This is a genomic window from Pseudomonas sp. RIT-PI-r (genome assembly GCF_001297015.1).
Classification (GTDB): Bacteria; Pseudomonadota; Gammaproteobacteria; order Pseudomonadales; family Pseudomonadaceae; genus Aquipseudomonas.
This window is the reverse complement of sequence record NZ_LIGE01000013.1, coordinates 25,737-40,825: the sequence shown is the minus strand read 5'-3', so window position 1 is coordinate 40,825 and position 15,089 is coordinate 25,737. Positions and strand designations below refer to the sequence as shown.

The window sequence follows — 15,089 nt, the reverse complement described above, 5'->3', positions numbered from 1 at the left end:
CCGGGCGGCGTTCCGACGATGCTTTTTAAGCCTTTTCCCAAACCTCGAAGTTGTACGCAGGTTTATCGCCTTCAGCCGGATTCGGCACATTCGACACCAGTTTCCACTGCTCCAAATCAAACTCAGGAAACCACGCATCCCCCTCCGGGCTCAACGCCACGCGGGTCAGATACAGACGATCCGCCTGCGCCAGCCCTTGCGCGTACAACTGCGCACCACCAATCAGCATCAGCTCATCAACGCCCTGCGCCTTCGCCCATTCCTCGGCGCGAACCACGGCAGCTTCCAGCGACGGATACACCTCGGCACCTTCGAGCAGCAGATCGGCCTGACGGCTGACCACGATGTTCAAACGCCCCGGCAGCGGACGACCGAGCGAATCCCAGGTCTTGCGCCCCATGATGATCGGCTTGCCGAGCGTCGTGGCCTTGAAGTATTTGAAGTCCCCCGGCAGGTGCCAGGGCATGCTGTTGTCGACGCCGATCACGCGGTTTTCACCAAGGGCTGCGATCAGGCTGAGGGGGAGTGATTTAGTCATGCCGGCGAGGATACCAGAGCCGCGCGTACCCGGATAAGCGCCACAGCGGTTATGCTCAGCGCTCAATTGAGCGACGGGATGCCGCGTGACTGAACTGACTCCACTGCAAAACCTCTGGCTCACCGAGACCGTGCGCCTGCGCGAAGAACACGCAGGCCCCTTGGATGACCTGGAAGCCAATCGTCTGGCGCGTACGGCCGGCGGCGATCTGCCGGGCCGCATTCAACGCCGCGCGCTTTGGCTGGCCGAGCGTGACGGGCTGACCAATGCCCTCAGACACTGGCTGCAAGGCGCGCGTCTGGCGCTGGTGTTGCTGATGATCTTCGCGGTATTGAGCGGCGCCGGTCTGGCCTTCGCCGCACTCGGCCAAACGCCGGTCAATGTGTTCTGGGCCTTGGGCAGTCTGCTCGGGCTGAACCTGATTCTGTTGCTGAGCTGGCTGCTGGGTTTGATCTTTGCCGGCGAACACGGCGCCACGCTCGGACGGTTGTGGTTATGGCTCAGCGAGAAAATGGCTCGCGACGCCAAAGCCGCGCAACTGGCGCCCGCCCTGCTGCTGATGCTGCAACGCAAGAAACTCAATCGCTGGGCGCTCGGTTCGCTGGTCAACGGTTTGTGGCTGCTGGCGATGTTCAGCGCATTGATTCTGCTGCTGACATTGATGGCGACCCGGCGCTACGGCTTTGTCTGGGAAACCACGATTCTCAGCGCCGACACCTTTATCAACGTCACTCATGCTCTGGGCTATCTGCCGTCGCTGCTCGGTTTCAATGTGCCGACGGTGGAGATGATCCGCGCCAGCGGCGACGGCGCGCTCGACATCGAAAGCGCCCGTCAGGCCTGGGCGACATGGCTGGTCGGCGTGTTGGTGGTCTACGGCGTGCTACCGCGTCTGCTGCTGACGCTGTTGTGTTTCTGGCGCTGGAACAGCGGCAAAGCCGCGCTGCGTCTGGACTTGAACCTGCCCGGCTACGCGCAGCTGCGCGAACGTCTGATGCCGACCAGCGAACGCCTCGGCGTCAATGATCCGGAGCCTGCGCAATTGCATCGGGTTGAAAGCAGCGTTGGTGAGCTGGTCAGCGAAGGCGCGTTGCTGGTCGCCATCGAACTCGACGAACAACGCCCATGGCCACCGGCATTGCCGAAAAACGTCAGCGACGCCGGCATTCTCGACAGCCGCGAATCACGCCATAAACTCCTCGAACAACTCAGTCGCTTTCCGCCAGCACGTCTGGCGATTGCCTGCGATCCACGGCGCTCGCCGGATCGCGGCAGCCTCGCGCTGATTGCTGAACTGGCGCGTAGCGCTGGCGAAACCCGCGTGTGGCTGCTGCAAGCGCCGCCCGGCGAAGCACTGGATGCCGAACGCCTCGGCGACTGGCACATCGCGCTGCAACAGCTTGATCTGAAGTTTGCCGATTGCGCGCCGCTGAACTGGTTGGAGACTGGCCATGACTGAAGCCTGGAAAGCGCCGCTGAAACTCGCGGTGGTCGGCCACACCAACGTCGGCAAGACCTCCCTGCTGCGCACGCTGACCCGCGATGTCGGCTTCGGCGAAGTCTCGCATCGCCCGAGCACCACGCGGCATGTCGAAGGCGCGCGGTTGTCGGTAGACGGCGAACCGTTGCTCGACCTGTACGACACGCCGGGACTGGAAGACGCCATCGCCCTGCTGGATTTTCTTGAGCGCCTGGAACGCCCTGGCGAACGTCTTGATGGCCCGGCGCGACTGGCGCGGTTTCTCGACGGCAGCGAGGCGCGCCAGCGTTTCGAGCAGGAAGCCAAAGTCCTGCGACAGCTGCTCGCCTCGGACGCCGGGTTGTATGTGATCGACGCGCGCGAACCGGTGCTGGCTAAATATCGTGATGAGCTGGAAGTGCTCGCCAGTTGTGGCAAACCGCTGCTGCCGGTGCTGAATTTTGTCAGCAGCGCCAATCATCGCGAGCCGGATTGGCGCGAGGCACTGGCGCGGCTAGGGCTGCATGCGCTGGTGCGTTTCGACAGCGTGGCGCCGCCTGAAGATGGCGAGCGCCGGCTGTATGAAAGCCTCGCGCTGCTGCTGGAAAACGCCCGGCCACAACTGGAGCGGTTGATAGCCGATCAGCAGGCGCAGCGCCTCGCACGGCAGCAGAGTGCGGCGCGTTTGATTGCTGAATTATTGATCGACTGTGCGGCTTGCCGGCGCAGTGTGGTCAGCGAGGCCGAGCGGGAACAGCAGGCCATCAGCGAACTGCGCAAGGCTGTGCGCCAGCGCGAACAGAAGTGTGTTGAGGCGTTGCTCAAGCTCTATGCGTTTCGCCCGCAGGATGCGGCGGCGAGTGATTTGCCGTTGCTGGATGGGCGTTGGGGCGATGACCTGTTCAACCCGGAAACCTTGAAGCAACTCGGTGTGCGCGTGGGCGGCGGGATTGCTGCCGGCGCGGCGGCCGGGGCTGGCGTGGATTTGCTGGTTGGCGGGATTACTCTTGGTGCAGCGGCGTTGGCGGGGGCGATTGCCGGTGGCGCGCTGCAGACGGCGCGCAGTTATGGCAGTCGCTTGCTGGGCAAGATCAAAGGGCAGCGTGAGCTGACGGTGGATGACGGGGTGTTGCGGTTGTTGGCGTTGCGTCAGCGGCAGTTGGTGTTGGCGCTGGATCAGCGTGGGCATGCAGCGATGGACGCGGTTCAGGTGGCGACGCCGCAGGACAAGACCTGGCGTGAGGGCAAGTTGCCGGAAGCGCTGAACAAGGCGCGGGCGCATCCGCAGTGGTCGTCGTTGAATCCGCAGGCGAAGTTGAATCAGGCGGAGCGGCAGGAGCAGATTGAGTCTTTGGCCAAAGATTTGTAGCGGCTGATCTGGCGCTATCGCGAGCAGGCTCACTCCTACAGTGGATCGCGTTCACCTTGTAGGAGTGAGCCTGCTCGCGATGGCAGCACCTCGCTCCAGCGACTTACGCAGCCAACAATCGCGCCGCTTTCTCCTTCAATACGGCCAGATCAATCACCGGCACCGCCATCTCCTTGGCCAGCTCATCCCATTGCCTCATCCGCAAGCTGACCGCACACAACGGATCCCGCTCAAACACATCCGCCTCCGCCTCCGTCATCACCCCGCCCTGATACTCCAGCGTCCGCCGACTCGCCTCACTCAACCGATCAAAATACCCCGGCTCACGCAACGTCAGATACCGCTTGGCCTGCACGTGATATTCCACCAACCGCGCCATGCGCTCGCTGAAGCCGGCCTCACGCAAATAATCCGCGCCGAGCCGCTCATGACTGACCACGCCATAACCGCCCATATTCTCCGCGCCCTCGGCACACAGATGGCCGATGTCATGGAAGAACGCCGCCAGCACCACTTCATCGTCAAAACCCTCGGCCATCCCCAGTTCAGCGGCCTGGGACATGTGCTCGATCTGCGACACCGGTTCGCCGATGTAATCGCTGGCGCCGAAGCGTTCATACAACCCGAATACACGCGCGACGACTTGCTCGTGAAATGTCATCAAACTTCCTCCAGCAACTGCGCAACATTGCGTTCAGCCAGCGCCGGGCCGACGCTCATGCCGACGCCGGTGTGCATCAGCGCGACGCTTAAACCTGGTGCCGGACGCAGGAACGAAAACGGCCCCGGCCCCCGAGCACCATAGACGCCCTGCCAACGCTCGACCACTTGCACTTTGCAGCCTAGCGTCTGCTCGGCCAGCTCAAGCATCCAGTTATCGACTTGCTCGGCGTTGAACGGTGAAGGGTCGCTGCCGTAATGGTGTGAGTCGCCGATGATCAGTTCGCCGTACGGCGTCGGGCTGATCAGCAGGTGGATGCCGTTGTCGTGCAGGTGCGGTTGCTCACGCAGGATCTGCGCCTGCACCGCCGCCGCTTCCGGCAGATCGGCGAAGGCGCCGTAGTGCACGCAGCTCAGGCCGGTGAGCAAGGCGTGCTGCAGATTCAGGTCGATCTGCGGTTTGGCGCGGAGCATTTGCAGGCGGCAGATTTGCGGGTCGAGCGCGGCGATCGGCTCCGCGAGCAAGGTTTGATAATCGTGGCCGGAGCAGACGATGATCTGCTTCGCGGTGAAGCTGCCGACGGTACTGTGCAGGTGACCGGGTTCTACGTCGCGCACTAATGTCGAGAAGTGAAACTCGACGCCGAGGTCGCGGCGCAGGTAGTCGATCAGCGCTGGGATCGCTTCACGCGAATACAGCTGTTGATCGTCGATGCCGTGGAGGGCGGCGCGGTGGTGGCTGAACTGGCCGTTGTACAGATCACGCAGCGCGGCGCCGCGCAGCAGGTCGACGTTGTAGCCGTGCTCAATGGCGCGGCCGGTGCAGAAGGTGTCGAGCAGGTGCTCTTCGGCTTCGGTTCTTGCGAAGAGATAAGAGCCGTTGCGCTTGATTTGCAGGCCGGCGAGTTGCGCCCAGTCGCCCCAAATCTCGCGGCTGGCCTTGGCTAGCTCAAGCATTTGGCCGGGTGGTTGGCCGGTGACCAGGGCCTGACCGAAGTTGCGCACCGAGGCGCCGAGAGGGGTGGCGGTGCGTTCGAAAACGGCGACCTTGAGACCGCGTTTGGCGGCGGCGTAGGCGTGCGATAAGCCGAGAATGCCGGCGCCTACGATCAGCAGGTCTTTGTGTTGTGTCATCTGGATTATGTCCTGAATGAAAGACCGCAATCGCGAGCAGGCTCACTCCTACAGCTGGAATGCGTTCCCCTGTAGGAGTGAGCCTGCTCGCGATGAGGCCCGATCAGACTACGAAGATTTACTTGGCCGCCACTTTCTCGGACTTGCCGTCATAGCGCTTGCGCCACTCGGTCAGGATTTCGTCGCGATTCTTCGAGGCCCAGGCGAAGTCGTTCTTGATCAGGCGCTGCTCGTAGTCGGCCGGCAGTTCGGTCTGCGGCTTGGCGATGCCCGGTTGCGCAAGAACAGCGAAGTTCTCCTTGTACAGATCCATCGCCTCAGCGCTGGCGGAGAAGTCAGCCAGTTTCTTCGCCGCCTCTTCATGCGGCGTGCCTTTGATCACGGCGGTCGCTTCGATCTCCCAGCCCAGACCTTCCTTCGGCAGAATGATGTCCAGCGGCGCGCCTTGACGCTTGAGCTGTACCGCTGGGTATTCAAAGGAAATCCCGATCGGAAACTCGCCCGCCGCCGCCAGTTTGCAAGGCTTGGAACCGGAGTGAACGTACTGGCCGATGTTCTGGTGCAGACCGTCCATGTAGGCCCAGCCCTGCTTCTCGCCGAAGGTTTGCAGCCAGGCGCTGACGTCGAGGAAACCGGTGCCGGACGACGCCGGGTTGGGCATGACGATCTTGCCCTTGTACTCAGGCTTGGTCAGATCCTGCCAGCTCACTGGCTTGCTCAGACCTTGCTTCTCGGCCTCGACGGTGTTGAAGCAAATCGTTGCGGCCCAGACGTCCATGCCGACCCAGGCTGGCGGGTTGGCGGCGTCGCGGTAGTTCGCGCCGATCTTGCCGAGATCCTTCGGCGCGTAGCTTTGCAGCATGCCTTGCTGATCGAGGATCGCTAGGCTCGAAGCGGCCAGGCCCCACACCGCGTCAGCCTGCGGACGGGCCTTTTCGGCGAGCAGTTTGGCGGTGATGATCCCGGTGGAATCACGTACCCATTTTATCTCGACGTCCGGGTTGGCCTTTTCGAACGCTTCCTTGTAGGACTTCAGTTGTTCGGCTTCGAGGGCGGTGTACACCGTCAACTCGGTTTTTGCCGCGAAGGCATTCAGGCTGAAAGTAGCGAACACAGCAGCGGCCAGGGCCAAAGGCTTGAACATGATCGGTATCCTGTCTTTTGAGTTGAGGGTGTGAATCAGTGACCAGGCGCGGTTTGCCGCCAGGCTTGAGAACGGCGCAGCAAGCCGCGCGAAGCCCACGCCAGCAGCAAGGACACGCCCGCCGAAGTGAACAGAATCAGGGTCGACATCGCCGCCGCGCCGCCGACGTTGCCGGCGTCATCCATGTTCAGCACCGCGACCGCCGCGAGGATGGTGTCGGGGCTGTAGAGGAAGATCGCGGCAGAAACCGTGGTCATCGCCGAGACGAACAGGTAGCGCACGATGTCGAGCAGCGCCGGCAGGCAGATCGGCACGGTGACGCGCAGGTAGTGGCGGTACAGCGGCGCCTTGAGCGACAACGCGGCGGCTTCGAACTCGGCGTCGAGTTGGCGCAGCGCGGTGGTCGCGGTCATCTGCGCAGTGGTCAGATAGTGCGCAATGGTGCAGACGATCAGCAGCGTCATCGTCCCGTACAGCACATGCAGCGGGTTACCCGTGAGGTTGAAGAAGAAGACGTAACCGAGACCGAGCACCAGCCCCGGCACCGCCATCGGCACGAAACTGAGCATGCGCAAGGTCAGGTTGAGGCCACGTTGGCTGCGGGTTTTCTCCATCAGATAAGCGCCGGTGAAAATCAGCACGCTGCCGATCAGCGCCGTGCCCAATGCCATCTTCAAACTGTTGCTGTAAGCCAGCCAGCCACCGCCAGCGGTTTCGTTGAACTGGTAGTGGTTGAGTGACAGCGACAGGTTGTACGGCCAGAATTTCACCAAGGAGGAGAACACCGCCATGCCGAACACCAGAATCAACGCGGCACTGATCAGCAAGACAATCGCCAGATAGCAGCCATCACGTAACTTCGACGGCGCCGGTTTGAACACCTGCGCGCGACCGCTCATGGAATCACCGTGACGCCGACGTAGCCAGGCGTCGACGCCGAAGCTGAACAGCGCCGGCAGCAACAGCACCATGCCGATCAATGCGCCGCGACCGAACTGTTGTTGGCCGACCACAGCTTTGTAGGCTTCCAGCGCCAGCACTTGATAGTCGCCACCGACCACCACCGGCACACCGAAGTCGGTGATGGTCAGGGTGAACACCAGACAGAACGCGGCGAACACAGCCTGACGCGTCGCCGGCCAGGTGATGCTGCGAAACGCCTTGGCCGGACTGGCGCCCATGCTCGATGCGGCATCGAACAGCCGCGCATCGGCCAGCGACAACGCCGAGAGCAAAATCATCAGCGCATGCGGGAAGGTGTAAATCACCTCGCCCAACACAATCCCCCAGAACCCGTAGATGTTGTCCGAGAGCAGCCCGCGCAACATGCCTTGGTTGCCGAACAGATAAACCAGCGCAATCCCCGGCAACATCGACGGCGCCATCAGCGGCAGCAGGGAAATCCCGCGCCAGATGCCCTTCGCCGGAATCATTGTGCGTTGCAACGCGTAGGCAAACAGGTAAGCCAGCGGTACGACGATGGCCGCAACGCTGAGGGAAACTTTCAAGCTGTTGCCGAGTAGCCAGTGGAAATTCTCGCTGGTCACCAGTTCCTTCGCCGCGAGCCAGCCACCGCCCTGCCCGGCTTCACTGCTGAAGCCGCGCCAGAAGATCGCCAGCAGCGGCAGCAACACCGCGACGCCGAGCAACACCAGCAAAAGAACTTTGCCGCCGACGACAAAAATGCGATCGCCGATCTCGGCTTTCGTGGACTGTCGCACCTGCTTGTGCGGTAGCGGCAGCGCGAGATTGCTGTTCATCAGGCAAACACCTGCAGGCTGCGCGGCGGCAAGGCGACCATGATTTGCTGGGCGCCGAGGCGCGGCATGGCTTCCGGCGCGAGTTCGGCGAGCAAGGCGTGGCCCGGCAGCTGATCGAGTTCGAAGCTCATGCGGCAGCGGTTGCCGAGGAAGGTGATTTCGCGGACTTTGGCCGGGAACAGGTTTTCTTCATGCACCGGCGGATTGACGTTGATCGCCTCCGGACGGCAGAACAGACGACCCGAAGCACGCTGAACGCTGCCGTCGCTGAGGCGCAGGTTCATCCCGCCGACTTGCGCGTGGCTGTCACTGCTGCGCTGGAATGGCAGCCAGTTGCCCTGCCCGACGAACTCGGCCACGAACGGTGTGGCCGGACGGTTGTAGATTTCCTGCGGGGTGGCGTACTGCTCGACGCGGCCGTTGTTCATCACGGCGATGCGATCAGCCATGAGCATCGCTTCGTCCTGATTGTGCGTGACCATCAGGGTGGTGATGCCGAGGCTGCGTTGCAGTTGGCGCAGTTCGGTACACAGATGCTCACGGACACGAGCGTCGAGGGCGGACATCGGTTCATCGAGCAACAGCAGCGACGGTGCCGGCGCCAAGGCCCGAGCCAGAGCAACGCGCTGTTGCTGGCCGCCGGACAACTGGCCGGGGTACTTTTTCTCGCTGCCGGTGAGGCCGACCAGTTCCAGCATCTGTCCGACGCGCTGGCGCACTTCATCGCGACCGCTGCCAGCGAGGCCGTAGGCAATGTTCGCCTCGACGGTCAGATTGGGGAACAGCGCGTAGGACTGGAACAGAATCCCGTAGTCGCGGGCTTGCGGGGCGAGGTGCGAGACGTCGCGGTCACCGAGGTACAGCTCGCCGCTGTCCTGCTTCTCCAGACCGGCGATGCAGCGCAGCAAGGTGGTTTTACCGCAGCCCGACGGGCCGAGCAGGCACACCAGTTCACCGGCGGCGACGTCGAGGGAGACATTATCCAGCGCAGTAAACGCGCCGAAACGTTTCTGCACGCCGCGCACTTTCATCGGCGCACCGGGGTTGGTCAGGGCAGTTGCGATGGCAGGATTCATGGACAGACCTCATCAAGCAGATGGGGCCAATCCTAGAGTTGTAATGCGTCCGTCATGTGGCAGTGAGGCAAAAACGGCCGATAGTGGTATTCGGGGATTTTGGTTCAAGTGATGGGGCGTTTGATGTATCGCAATCGCGAGCAGGCTCACTCCTACAGGGGAATGCATTTCAAATGTAGGAGTGAGCCTGCTCGCGATGAGGCCTTCTCAGGCACTGAAGATCTCAGGCCGGAGACATTTCCTGAGCCAAACCGAGGAACGCCGCCGGCAACCGCGCTCCCTTCCTTTCTTTCAGGCAGTAAAGGTACTCAGGAATCTGCGGCGCATTCTCGATCGTCAGCACGCGCAACTGCGGATCATGCGGCACTTCCTGGCGGGCAATGATGCTGATGCCGATATTGCGCAACACCGCCTCACGAATCGACTCACGACTGCCAATCTCCAGCAACGGACCGAAACTCACCCCCGCAGTCGCCAGCAACTCTTCGGTCAACCGCCGTGTAGTCGAACCGGATTCACGCATCAACAACGTGTGCCCGGCCAGTGCACTCAACGCCACATGTTCCTGTGCCGCCAGCGGATGATTGCGATGCACCGCCAGAACCAGCGGATCCGTGCCCAGCACCCGGCGGATCAACCGCGCGTCATCGAGCAATTGCGACGACGCGGCGATATCCACCCGATAGTCCTCCAACGCTTCGAGCACCTGCTGCGAATTGCCGATTTCCACCGACACTTCCACCTGCGGCAGGCGCTCGCGAAAGGTCTTCACCAGATCGAGGATGTAATAAGGCGCCGTAGCGGCGATGCGCAACGTGCCCTGCACCTGACCGCTGTTGCGCAGGAAAAATTCGATGTCGGCTTCCTGCTGCAACAGCGTCTTGACCATCGGCAGCAACCGCGCGCCTTCGTCGCTGACGCTCAGGCGTCGACCGCCACGGTAGAACAGTTCCACCGAATACTGACTTTCCAGATTGCGGATCTGCGTGGTCACGGTCGGTTGGCTGAGGCCGAGTTTTTTCGCCGCCAGCGTGATGCTGCCCAAGCGGGCGACCATGTAAAACGCTTTCAGCTCGGCACTCAGCACAACTTTTCCTCATCTATTTGCGCAGCAGGCGCAAACCGTTGAACACCACCAACAGGCTCACGCCCATGTCGGCAAACACCGCCATCCACATGGTGGCGAGCCCGGCGAAGGTTACCGCAAGAAAGATAGCCTTGATCACCAGCGCCAGCGCGATGTTCTGTTTCAGGATGCTCGCGGTATTGCGCGACAGGCTGATGAACGCCGGGATCTTGCGCAGATCATCGTCCATCAGGGCGACATCGGCGGTTTCAATCGCGGTATCAGTACCGGCAGCAGCCATGGCAAAACCGATCTCGGCGCGGGCCAGTGCCGGCGCGTCGTTGATGCCGTCGCCGACCATGCCGACCCGCCGACCCTGTGCATAAAGGTTTTCGATGGCTTGCAGTTTGTCGGTCGGCAGCAAATCGCCACGGGCCTCGTCGATGCCGACCTGCGCGGCAATCGCCTGGGCGGTGTGGACGTTGTCGCCAGTCAGCATCAGGGTTTTCACCCCCAGTTCGTGCAACTGGCGGATCGCTTCGCGGCTGGTTTCCTTGACGGTATCGGCCACGGCGAAAAGCGCCAGCGGGCCGGAGCTGTCGAGCAGCAGCACCACGGATTTGCCCTGTTTCTCCAGGGCGAAGAGTTTTTCTTCAAGTGCCGGCGAGCACAAACCGAGTTCTTCGACCAGACGATGGTTGCCCAAATGATAGGTCTGGCCGTTGATCTCACCTTTGACGCCACGACCGCCCAGCGCTTCGAAGTTATCCACAATCAGCGCGGCGAAGTTTTTATCCACAGCAGCGTTGGCGATGGCCAGCGACACCGGGTGATCGGAGCGACCGGCCAATGCCGCAGCGATGGCCGGCGCCGTGGCATCGGCGATTGAGTCGAGGGACAGGTAATCGGTCTGCACCGGTTTGCCATGGGTGATCGTGCCGGTTTTATCCAGCGCCAGATAATCCAGTTTGAAACCGCCCTCCAGGTACACGCCGCCCTTGACCAGAATGCCTTTGCGCGCCGCTGCGGCGAGGCCGCTGACGATGGTCACCGGGGTGGAAATCACCAGTGCACATGGGCACGCGACCACCAGCAACACCAGCGCGCGGTAGATCCAGTCAAACCACACGGCGCCCATGAACAGCGGCGGAATGATCGCCACGGCCAAGGCAAAGACGAACACCACCGGCGTGTAGATTTTCGAAAACTGATCGACGAAGCGCTGAGTCGGTGCGCGTGCACCTTGGGCCTGTTCGACGGCGTGGATGATGCGCGCCAGAGTCGAATTGTTCGCCGCTGCGGTCACCGTGTATTCCAGCGAACCGGCCTGGTTGATGGTGCCGGCGAAGACTTTATCACCGACGGTTTTTTCGACCGGCAGGCTTTCGCCGGTGATCGGTGCCTGGTCGATGGTCGAGTTGCCGCTGAGCACTTCGCCGTCCAAAGCAATCCGCTCGCCGGGCTTCACCCGCACACGGGCGCCGAGTTCGACGCTTTTCACGTCCTGTTCGACCCACGAACCGTCAGCCTGCAACACCGTGGCTTGCTCCGGCGTCATCTGCATCAGGCCACTGATCGCGTTGCGCGCACGGTCCAGCGAGCGCGCTTCGATCAACTCGGCGACGGTGAACAGGAACATCACCATCGCCGCTTCCGGCCATTGGCCGATGAGGATGGCACCGGTGACGGCGATGCTCATCAGCGCGTTGATGTTGAGGTTGCGGTTCTTCAGGGCGATCCAGCCCTTTTTATAAGTGGTCAGGCCACCGCTGAGGATCGACACCAGCGCGATGATCGCCACCACCCAGGTCGGTGCCGCGTTGGTGAAGTGGATGACTTCAGCGGCGAGCGCGCCGATACCGGACAGCGCCAGCGGCCACCAGTGTTTTTTAACCGGGGCCGGGGCCGGCGCTTCGACGCCCGCCTCCAGCGGCTCGGCGTGCATGCCGAGGGATTTGATCGCCTCGATGATCGGTTCGGTGCCTGGCAGATTGTGGGTCACACCGAGTACGCGATTGATCAGATTGAATTCCAGTTGCTGCACACCGGCGAGTTTGCCGAGCTTGTTCTGGATCAGGCTTTGCTCGGTCGGGCAGTCCATCGCCTCGATGCGGAAGCTGCTCAGGCGCGCATCGGCACTGGTTTTTTCGCTCAATTGCACCAACGCAGGCGCAGCGACTTTCGAAGAGCAGCAGGAGTCTTCGCTCGCGTGAACCGGCGCAGGCGCCACGGCTTTCGACCCGCAGCAGGAATCGCCACCATGCGCATGTTTATGCACAGGCTGCAGCTTATGACTGTGATCGTGGCCGTCGCCGGGCTTATGGGTGTGCTGGGAATCGCTCATTGGTCGCGTCCGTGAAGGTGCCTGTTGCCAAGTAAAGACCCTGTAGCCACTATAGGGTCAAGCACCCTTTTGGAGATTGCCGTCATGAAGATCGGAGAACTGGCCAGACTTACCGATTGCGCCGTGGAAACCATCCGCTATTACGAGCGCGAAAACCTGCTGCCGGAACCGGCCCGCAGCGACGGCAACTACCGCGTCTACACTCAGGCCCACGCCGAACGCCTGACCTTCATCCGCAACTGCCGCACCCTCGACATGACCCTCGAAGAAATCCGCAGCCTGCTGGCCATGCGTGACAGCCCGCAGGATCAGTGTGAAAGCGTGAATACGCTGATCGACGAGCACATTCAGCATGTGAAGGCGCGGATTGATGGCTTGTTGGCGTTGCAGACACAGCTGCTCGACCTGCGCCAACGTTGTGGCGAAGGGCCGATGGCTGATCAATGCGGGATATTGCAGCGGCTGGAAGTGAGTGGCGGGGTTGTCGTGACGGAAGTGGAACACTCCCACGTAGGCCGCAGCCACGGCCATTAAGACTCACGCAAAACCAAATGTGGGAGCGAGCCTGCTCGCGAAAGCGGTGTATCAGTCGACATCTCTATGACTGACACGCCCTCTTCGCGAGCAGGCTCGCTCCCACAGGGGTTTTATGCAACGGCTTAGACCGCCATTGGCGCGGTCATTGGCGCGTGGTGCTCATAGCCTTCCAGCGAGAAGTCGCTCGGCTCGACCAGTTCCAGCCATTCCGGCTGATACACGCCAGTCTTGGCAAACTCCGGCACGCGATCGGAGATTTTCAGCTTAGGCATGGCGAACGGCTCGCGCTTGAGCTGTTCGTTGAGCATGTCCAGATGGTTCTCGTAGACGTGCGCATCACCGATGAAATAGGTGAACCAGCGCGGCGTGTAGCCGGTCAGGCGACCGATCAGGCTTAGCAGCGCAGCGCCTTCGGTGAGGTTGAACGGTGTGCCCAGACCCAGATCGTTGGAGCGGATGTAGAGGGTCAGGGAAATTTCCTTGGTCTCGACATTCGGGTGGAACTGGTACAGCAGATGGCACGGCGGCAGGGCCATTTCATCCAGCTGGGCGACGTTCCAGCCGTGGAACAGAATACGTCGGCTGCCCGGATCGTTGATGATCGTGTCGACGCACTGGCGCACCTGGTCGATGGCTTTGTACAGCACCACGTAGGCCTGGCCGTCTTCTTCGCCTTGGGCAATCTGCTTGTAGCCGTTGCTCAAGGTTTGCTCGATGGCGGCGGTGTTGCTCAGCGGGATCTGCTTGTACGCCGGCCATTTGCGCCATTGCACGCCGTAGATTTCGCCGAGGTCGTCATCGCCCTGACGGAACGGGTTGGCCAGCCACTGCGCGTTTTCGTTGGCGTTCTGGTCCCAGACCTTGCAGCCCAGCGCACGGAATTCAGCGGCGTTGTTCACGCCACGGAGAAATCCGCACATCTCGCCGATGGCCGATTTGAAGGCCATTTTGCGCGTGGTGATCGCCGGAAAACCTTCCTGCAGATCGAAACGCAGCATCGCACCCGGAAAGCTGATGGTGTTGATGCCGGTGCGGTTGGCCTGTTTGCTGCCGTTCTTGATGACGTGCGAGACCAGTTCGAGATATTGCTTCATGAGTTACCTGTGTCCTTTGAGCCCCGGCGTCGCGCGCCGGGGTTCGTAGTTTAAGCCGTCGGCGCGAGCGGTGCTGCCGGTGCGCGACGATAGGCCAGCCAGATCAGGAACAGCCCGCCGACGATCATCGGCACGCAGAGCACCTGGCCCATGGTCAGCCAGTTCCAGGCCAAGTAGCCCAACTGCGCATCCGGTACGCGGACGAATTCGACGATGAAACGGAAGATGCCGTAGAACAGCGCGAACATGCCGGAAACGGCCATGGTCGGACGCGGTTTGCGCGAGAAAATCCACAGGATCAGGAACAGCGCCACGCCTTCGAGCGCGAACTGATACAGCTGCGACGGGTGACGCGGCAGCTGCGCCGGATCGCTGAATGGCGGGAAGACCATGGCCCACGGCACGTCGGTGGCTTTGCCCCACAACTCGGCGTTGATGAAGTTACCGATGCGCCCGGCGCCCAGACCGATCGGCACCATTGGCGCGACGAAGTCCATCAACTGGAAGAACGACTTGCCATTGCGCTTGCCGAACCACAACGCGGCCAGCATCACCCCGATGAAGCCGCCGTGGAACGACATGCCGCCCTTCCACACTTCGAAAATCAGCGTCGGGTTGGCCAGATAAGCGCTCAGATCGTAGAACAGCACATAGCCCAGACGTCCGCCGACGATCACGCCCATCGACATCCAGAAGACCATGTCGGAGAGTTTCTCCTTGGTCCAGGTCGGGTCGAAACGGTTGAGCCGGCGCGACGCCAGCAGCCACGCACCGCCGATGCCGATCAGGTACATCAGACCGTACCAGTGGATTTTCAGCGGACCGATGGCCAGTGCCACCGGGTCGATCTGCGGGTAAGGCAGCATTGCGACTCCTCGTTAGAGTTGAAACCAAAATTCCCGGGCGAC

At 61.8% G+C, this 15,089-nt stretch carries 13 protein-coding genes; 3 read left to right on the top strand and 10 right to left on the bottom strand.

Features of this window, described 5'->3' with window-relative positions; translation table 11 throughout:
• Positions 1-25 precede the first annotated feature (25 nt).
• Positions 26-538, bottom strand: coding sequence for a dihydrofolate reductase (locus tag AK821_RS02890; RefSeq protein ID WP_064388046.1), 513 nt, complete (start codon positions 536-538; stop codon positions 26-28).
• 85 nt (positions 539-623) lie between these two features.
• On the opposite strand from AK821_RS02890, the gene AK821_RS02885 reads away from it, so the two are divergent.
• Positions 624-1,997 (top strand): DUF2868 domain-containing protein, encoded by a 1,374-nt coding sequence (locus AK821_RS02885; protein WP_064388045.1) that lies wholly within the window; start codon positions 624-626, stop codon positions 1,995-1,997.
• Positions 1,990-3,366 carry a GTPase/DUF3482 domain-containing protein gene (locus AK821_RS02880; RefSeq protein WP_064388044.1) on the top strand — a complete coding sequence of 459 codons (1,377 nt, stop codon included), beginning with the start codon at positions 1,990-1,992 and terminating at the stop codon, positions 3,364-3,366. The genes AK821_RS02885 and AK821_RS02880 overlap by 8 nt, the downstream gene beginning before the upstream one ends.
• A gap of 103 nt (positions 3,367-3,469) precedes the next feature.
• Here the strand turns inward: AK821_RS02880 and AK821_RS02875 are convergent, their stop codons facing one another.
• The 7 genes from AK821_RS02875 to AK821_RS02845 all read right to left on the bottom strand — a co-directional run bounded on the left by AK821_RS02875 (position 3,470) and on the right by AK821_RS02845 (position 12,550).
• On the bottom strand, positions 3,470-4,027 hold the full coding sequence (locus AK821_RS02875; protein WP_064388043.1) for a phosphonate degradation HD-domain oxygenase: 558 nt from the start codon (positions 4,025-4,027) through the stop codon (positions 3,470-3,472).
• Positions 4,027-5,160, bottom strand: coding sequence for a TIGR03364 family FAD-dependent oxidoreductase (locus tag AK821_RS02870; protein ID WP_064388042.1), 1,134 nt, complete (start codon positions 5,158-5,160; stop codon positions 4,027-4,029). The genes AK821_RS02875 and AK821_RS02870 overlap by 1 nt, the downstream gene beginning before the upstream one ends.
• 118 nt (positions 5,161-5,278) lie before the next feature.
• A complete protein-coding gene (locus AK821_RS02865) occupies positions 5,279-6,304 on the bottom strand; it encodes a putative 2-aminoethylphosphonate ABC transporter substrate-binding protein (RefSeq protein WP_064388041.1) in 1,026 nt (341 codons plus the stop codon).
• A gap of 35 nt (positions 6,305-6,339) precedes the next feature.
• On the bottom strand, positions 6,340-8,064 hold the full coding sequence (locus AK821_RS02860; protein WP_064388040.1) for a putative 2-aminoethylphosphonate ABC transporter permease subunit: 1,725 nt from the start codon (positions 8,062-8,064) through the stop codon (positions 6,340-6,342).
• Positions 8,064-9,140 carry a putative 2-aminoethylphosphonate ABC transporter ATP-binding protein gene (locus AK821_RS02855; RefSeq protein WP_064388039.1) on the bottom strand — a complete coding sequence of 359 codons (1,077 nt, stop codon included), beginning with the start codon at positions 9,138-9,140 and terminating at the stop codon, positions 8,064-8,066. The genes AK821_RS02860 and AK821_RS02855 overlap by 1 nt, the downstream gene beginning before the upstream one ends.
• A 223-nt stretch (positions 9,141-9,363) precedes the next feature.
• Entirely contained in the window at positions 9,364-10,227 is an 864-nt protein-coding gene (locus tag AK821_RS02850) for a LysR family transcriptional regulator (protein WP_064388038.1), read from the bottom strand.
• Between the two features lie 13 nt (positions 10,228-10,240).
• A complete protein-coding gene (locus AK821_RS02845; RefSeq protein ID WP_064388037.1) occupies positions 10,241-12,550 on the bottom strand; it encodes a heavy metal translocating P-type ATPase in 2,310 nt (769 codons plus the stop codon).
• Positions 12,551-12,634: 84 nt separating this feature from the next.
• On the opposite strand from AK821_RS02845, the gene cadR reads away from it, so the two are divergent.
• A complete protein-coding gene (cadR, locus tag AK821_RS02840) occupies positions 12,635-13,084 on the top strand; it encodes a Cd(II)/Pb(II)-responsive transcriptional regulator (protein ID WP_064388036.1) in 450 nt (149 codons plus the stop codon).
• 125 nt (positions 13,085-13,209) lie between these two features.
• Here the strand turns inward: cadR and AK821_RS02835 are convergent, their stop codons facing one another.
• Entirely contained in the window at positions 13,210-14,181 is a 972-nt protein-coding gene (locus AK821_RS02835) for a thymidylate synthase (RefSeq protein WP_064388035.1), read from the bottom strand.
• Between the two features lie 50 nt (positions 14,182-14,231).
• On the bottom strand, positions 14,232-15,047 hold the full coding sequence (gene lgt / locus AK821_RS02830; protein WP_007913003.1) for a prolipoprotein diacylglyceryl transferase: 816 nt from the start codon (positions 15,045-15,047) through the stop codon (positions 14,232-14,234).
• Positions 15,048-15,089: the final 42 nt, after the last annotated feature.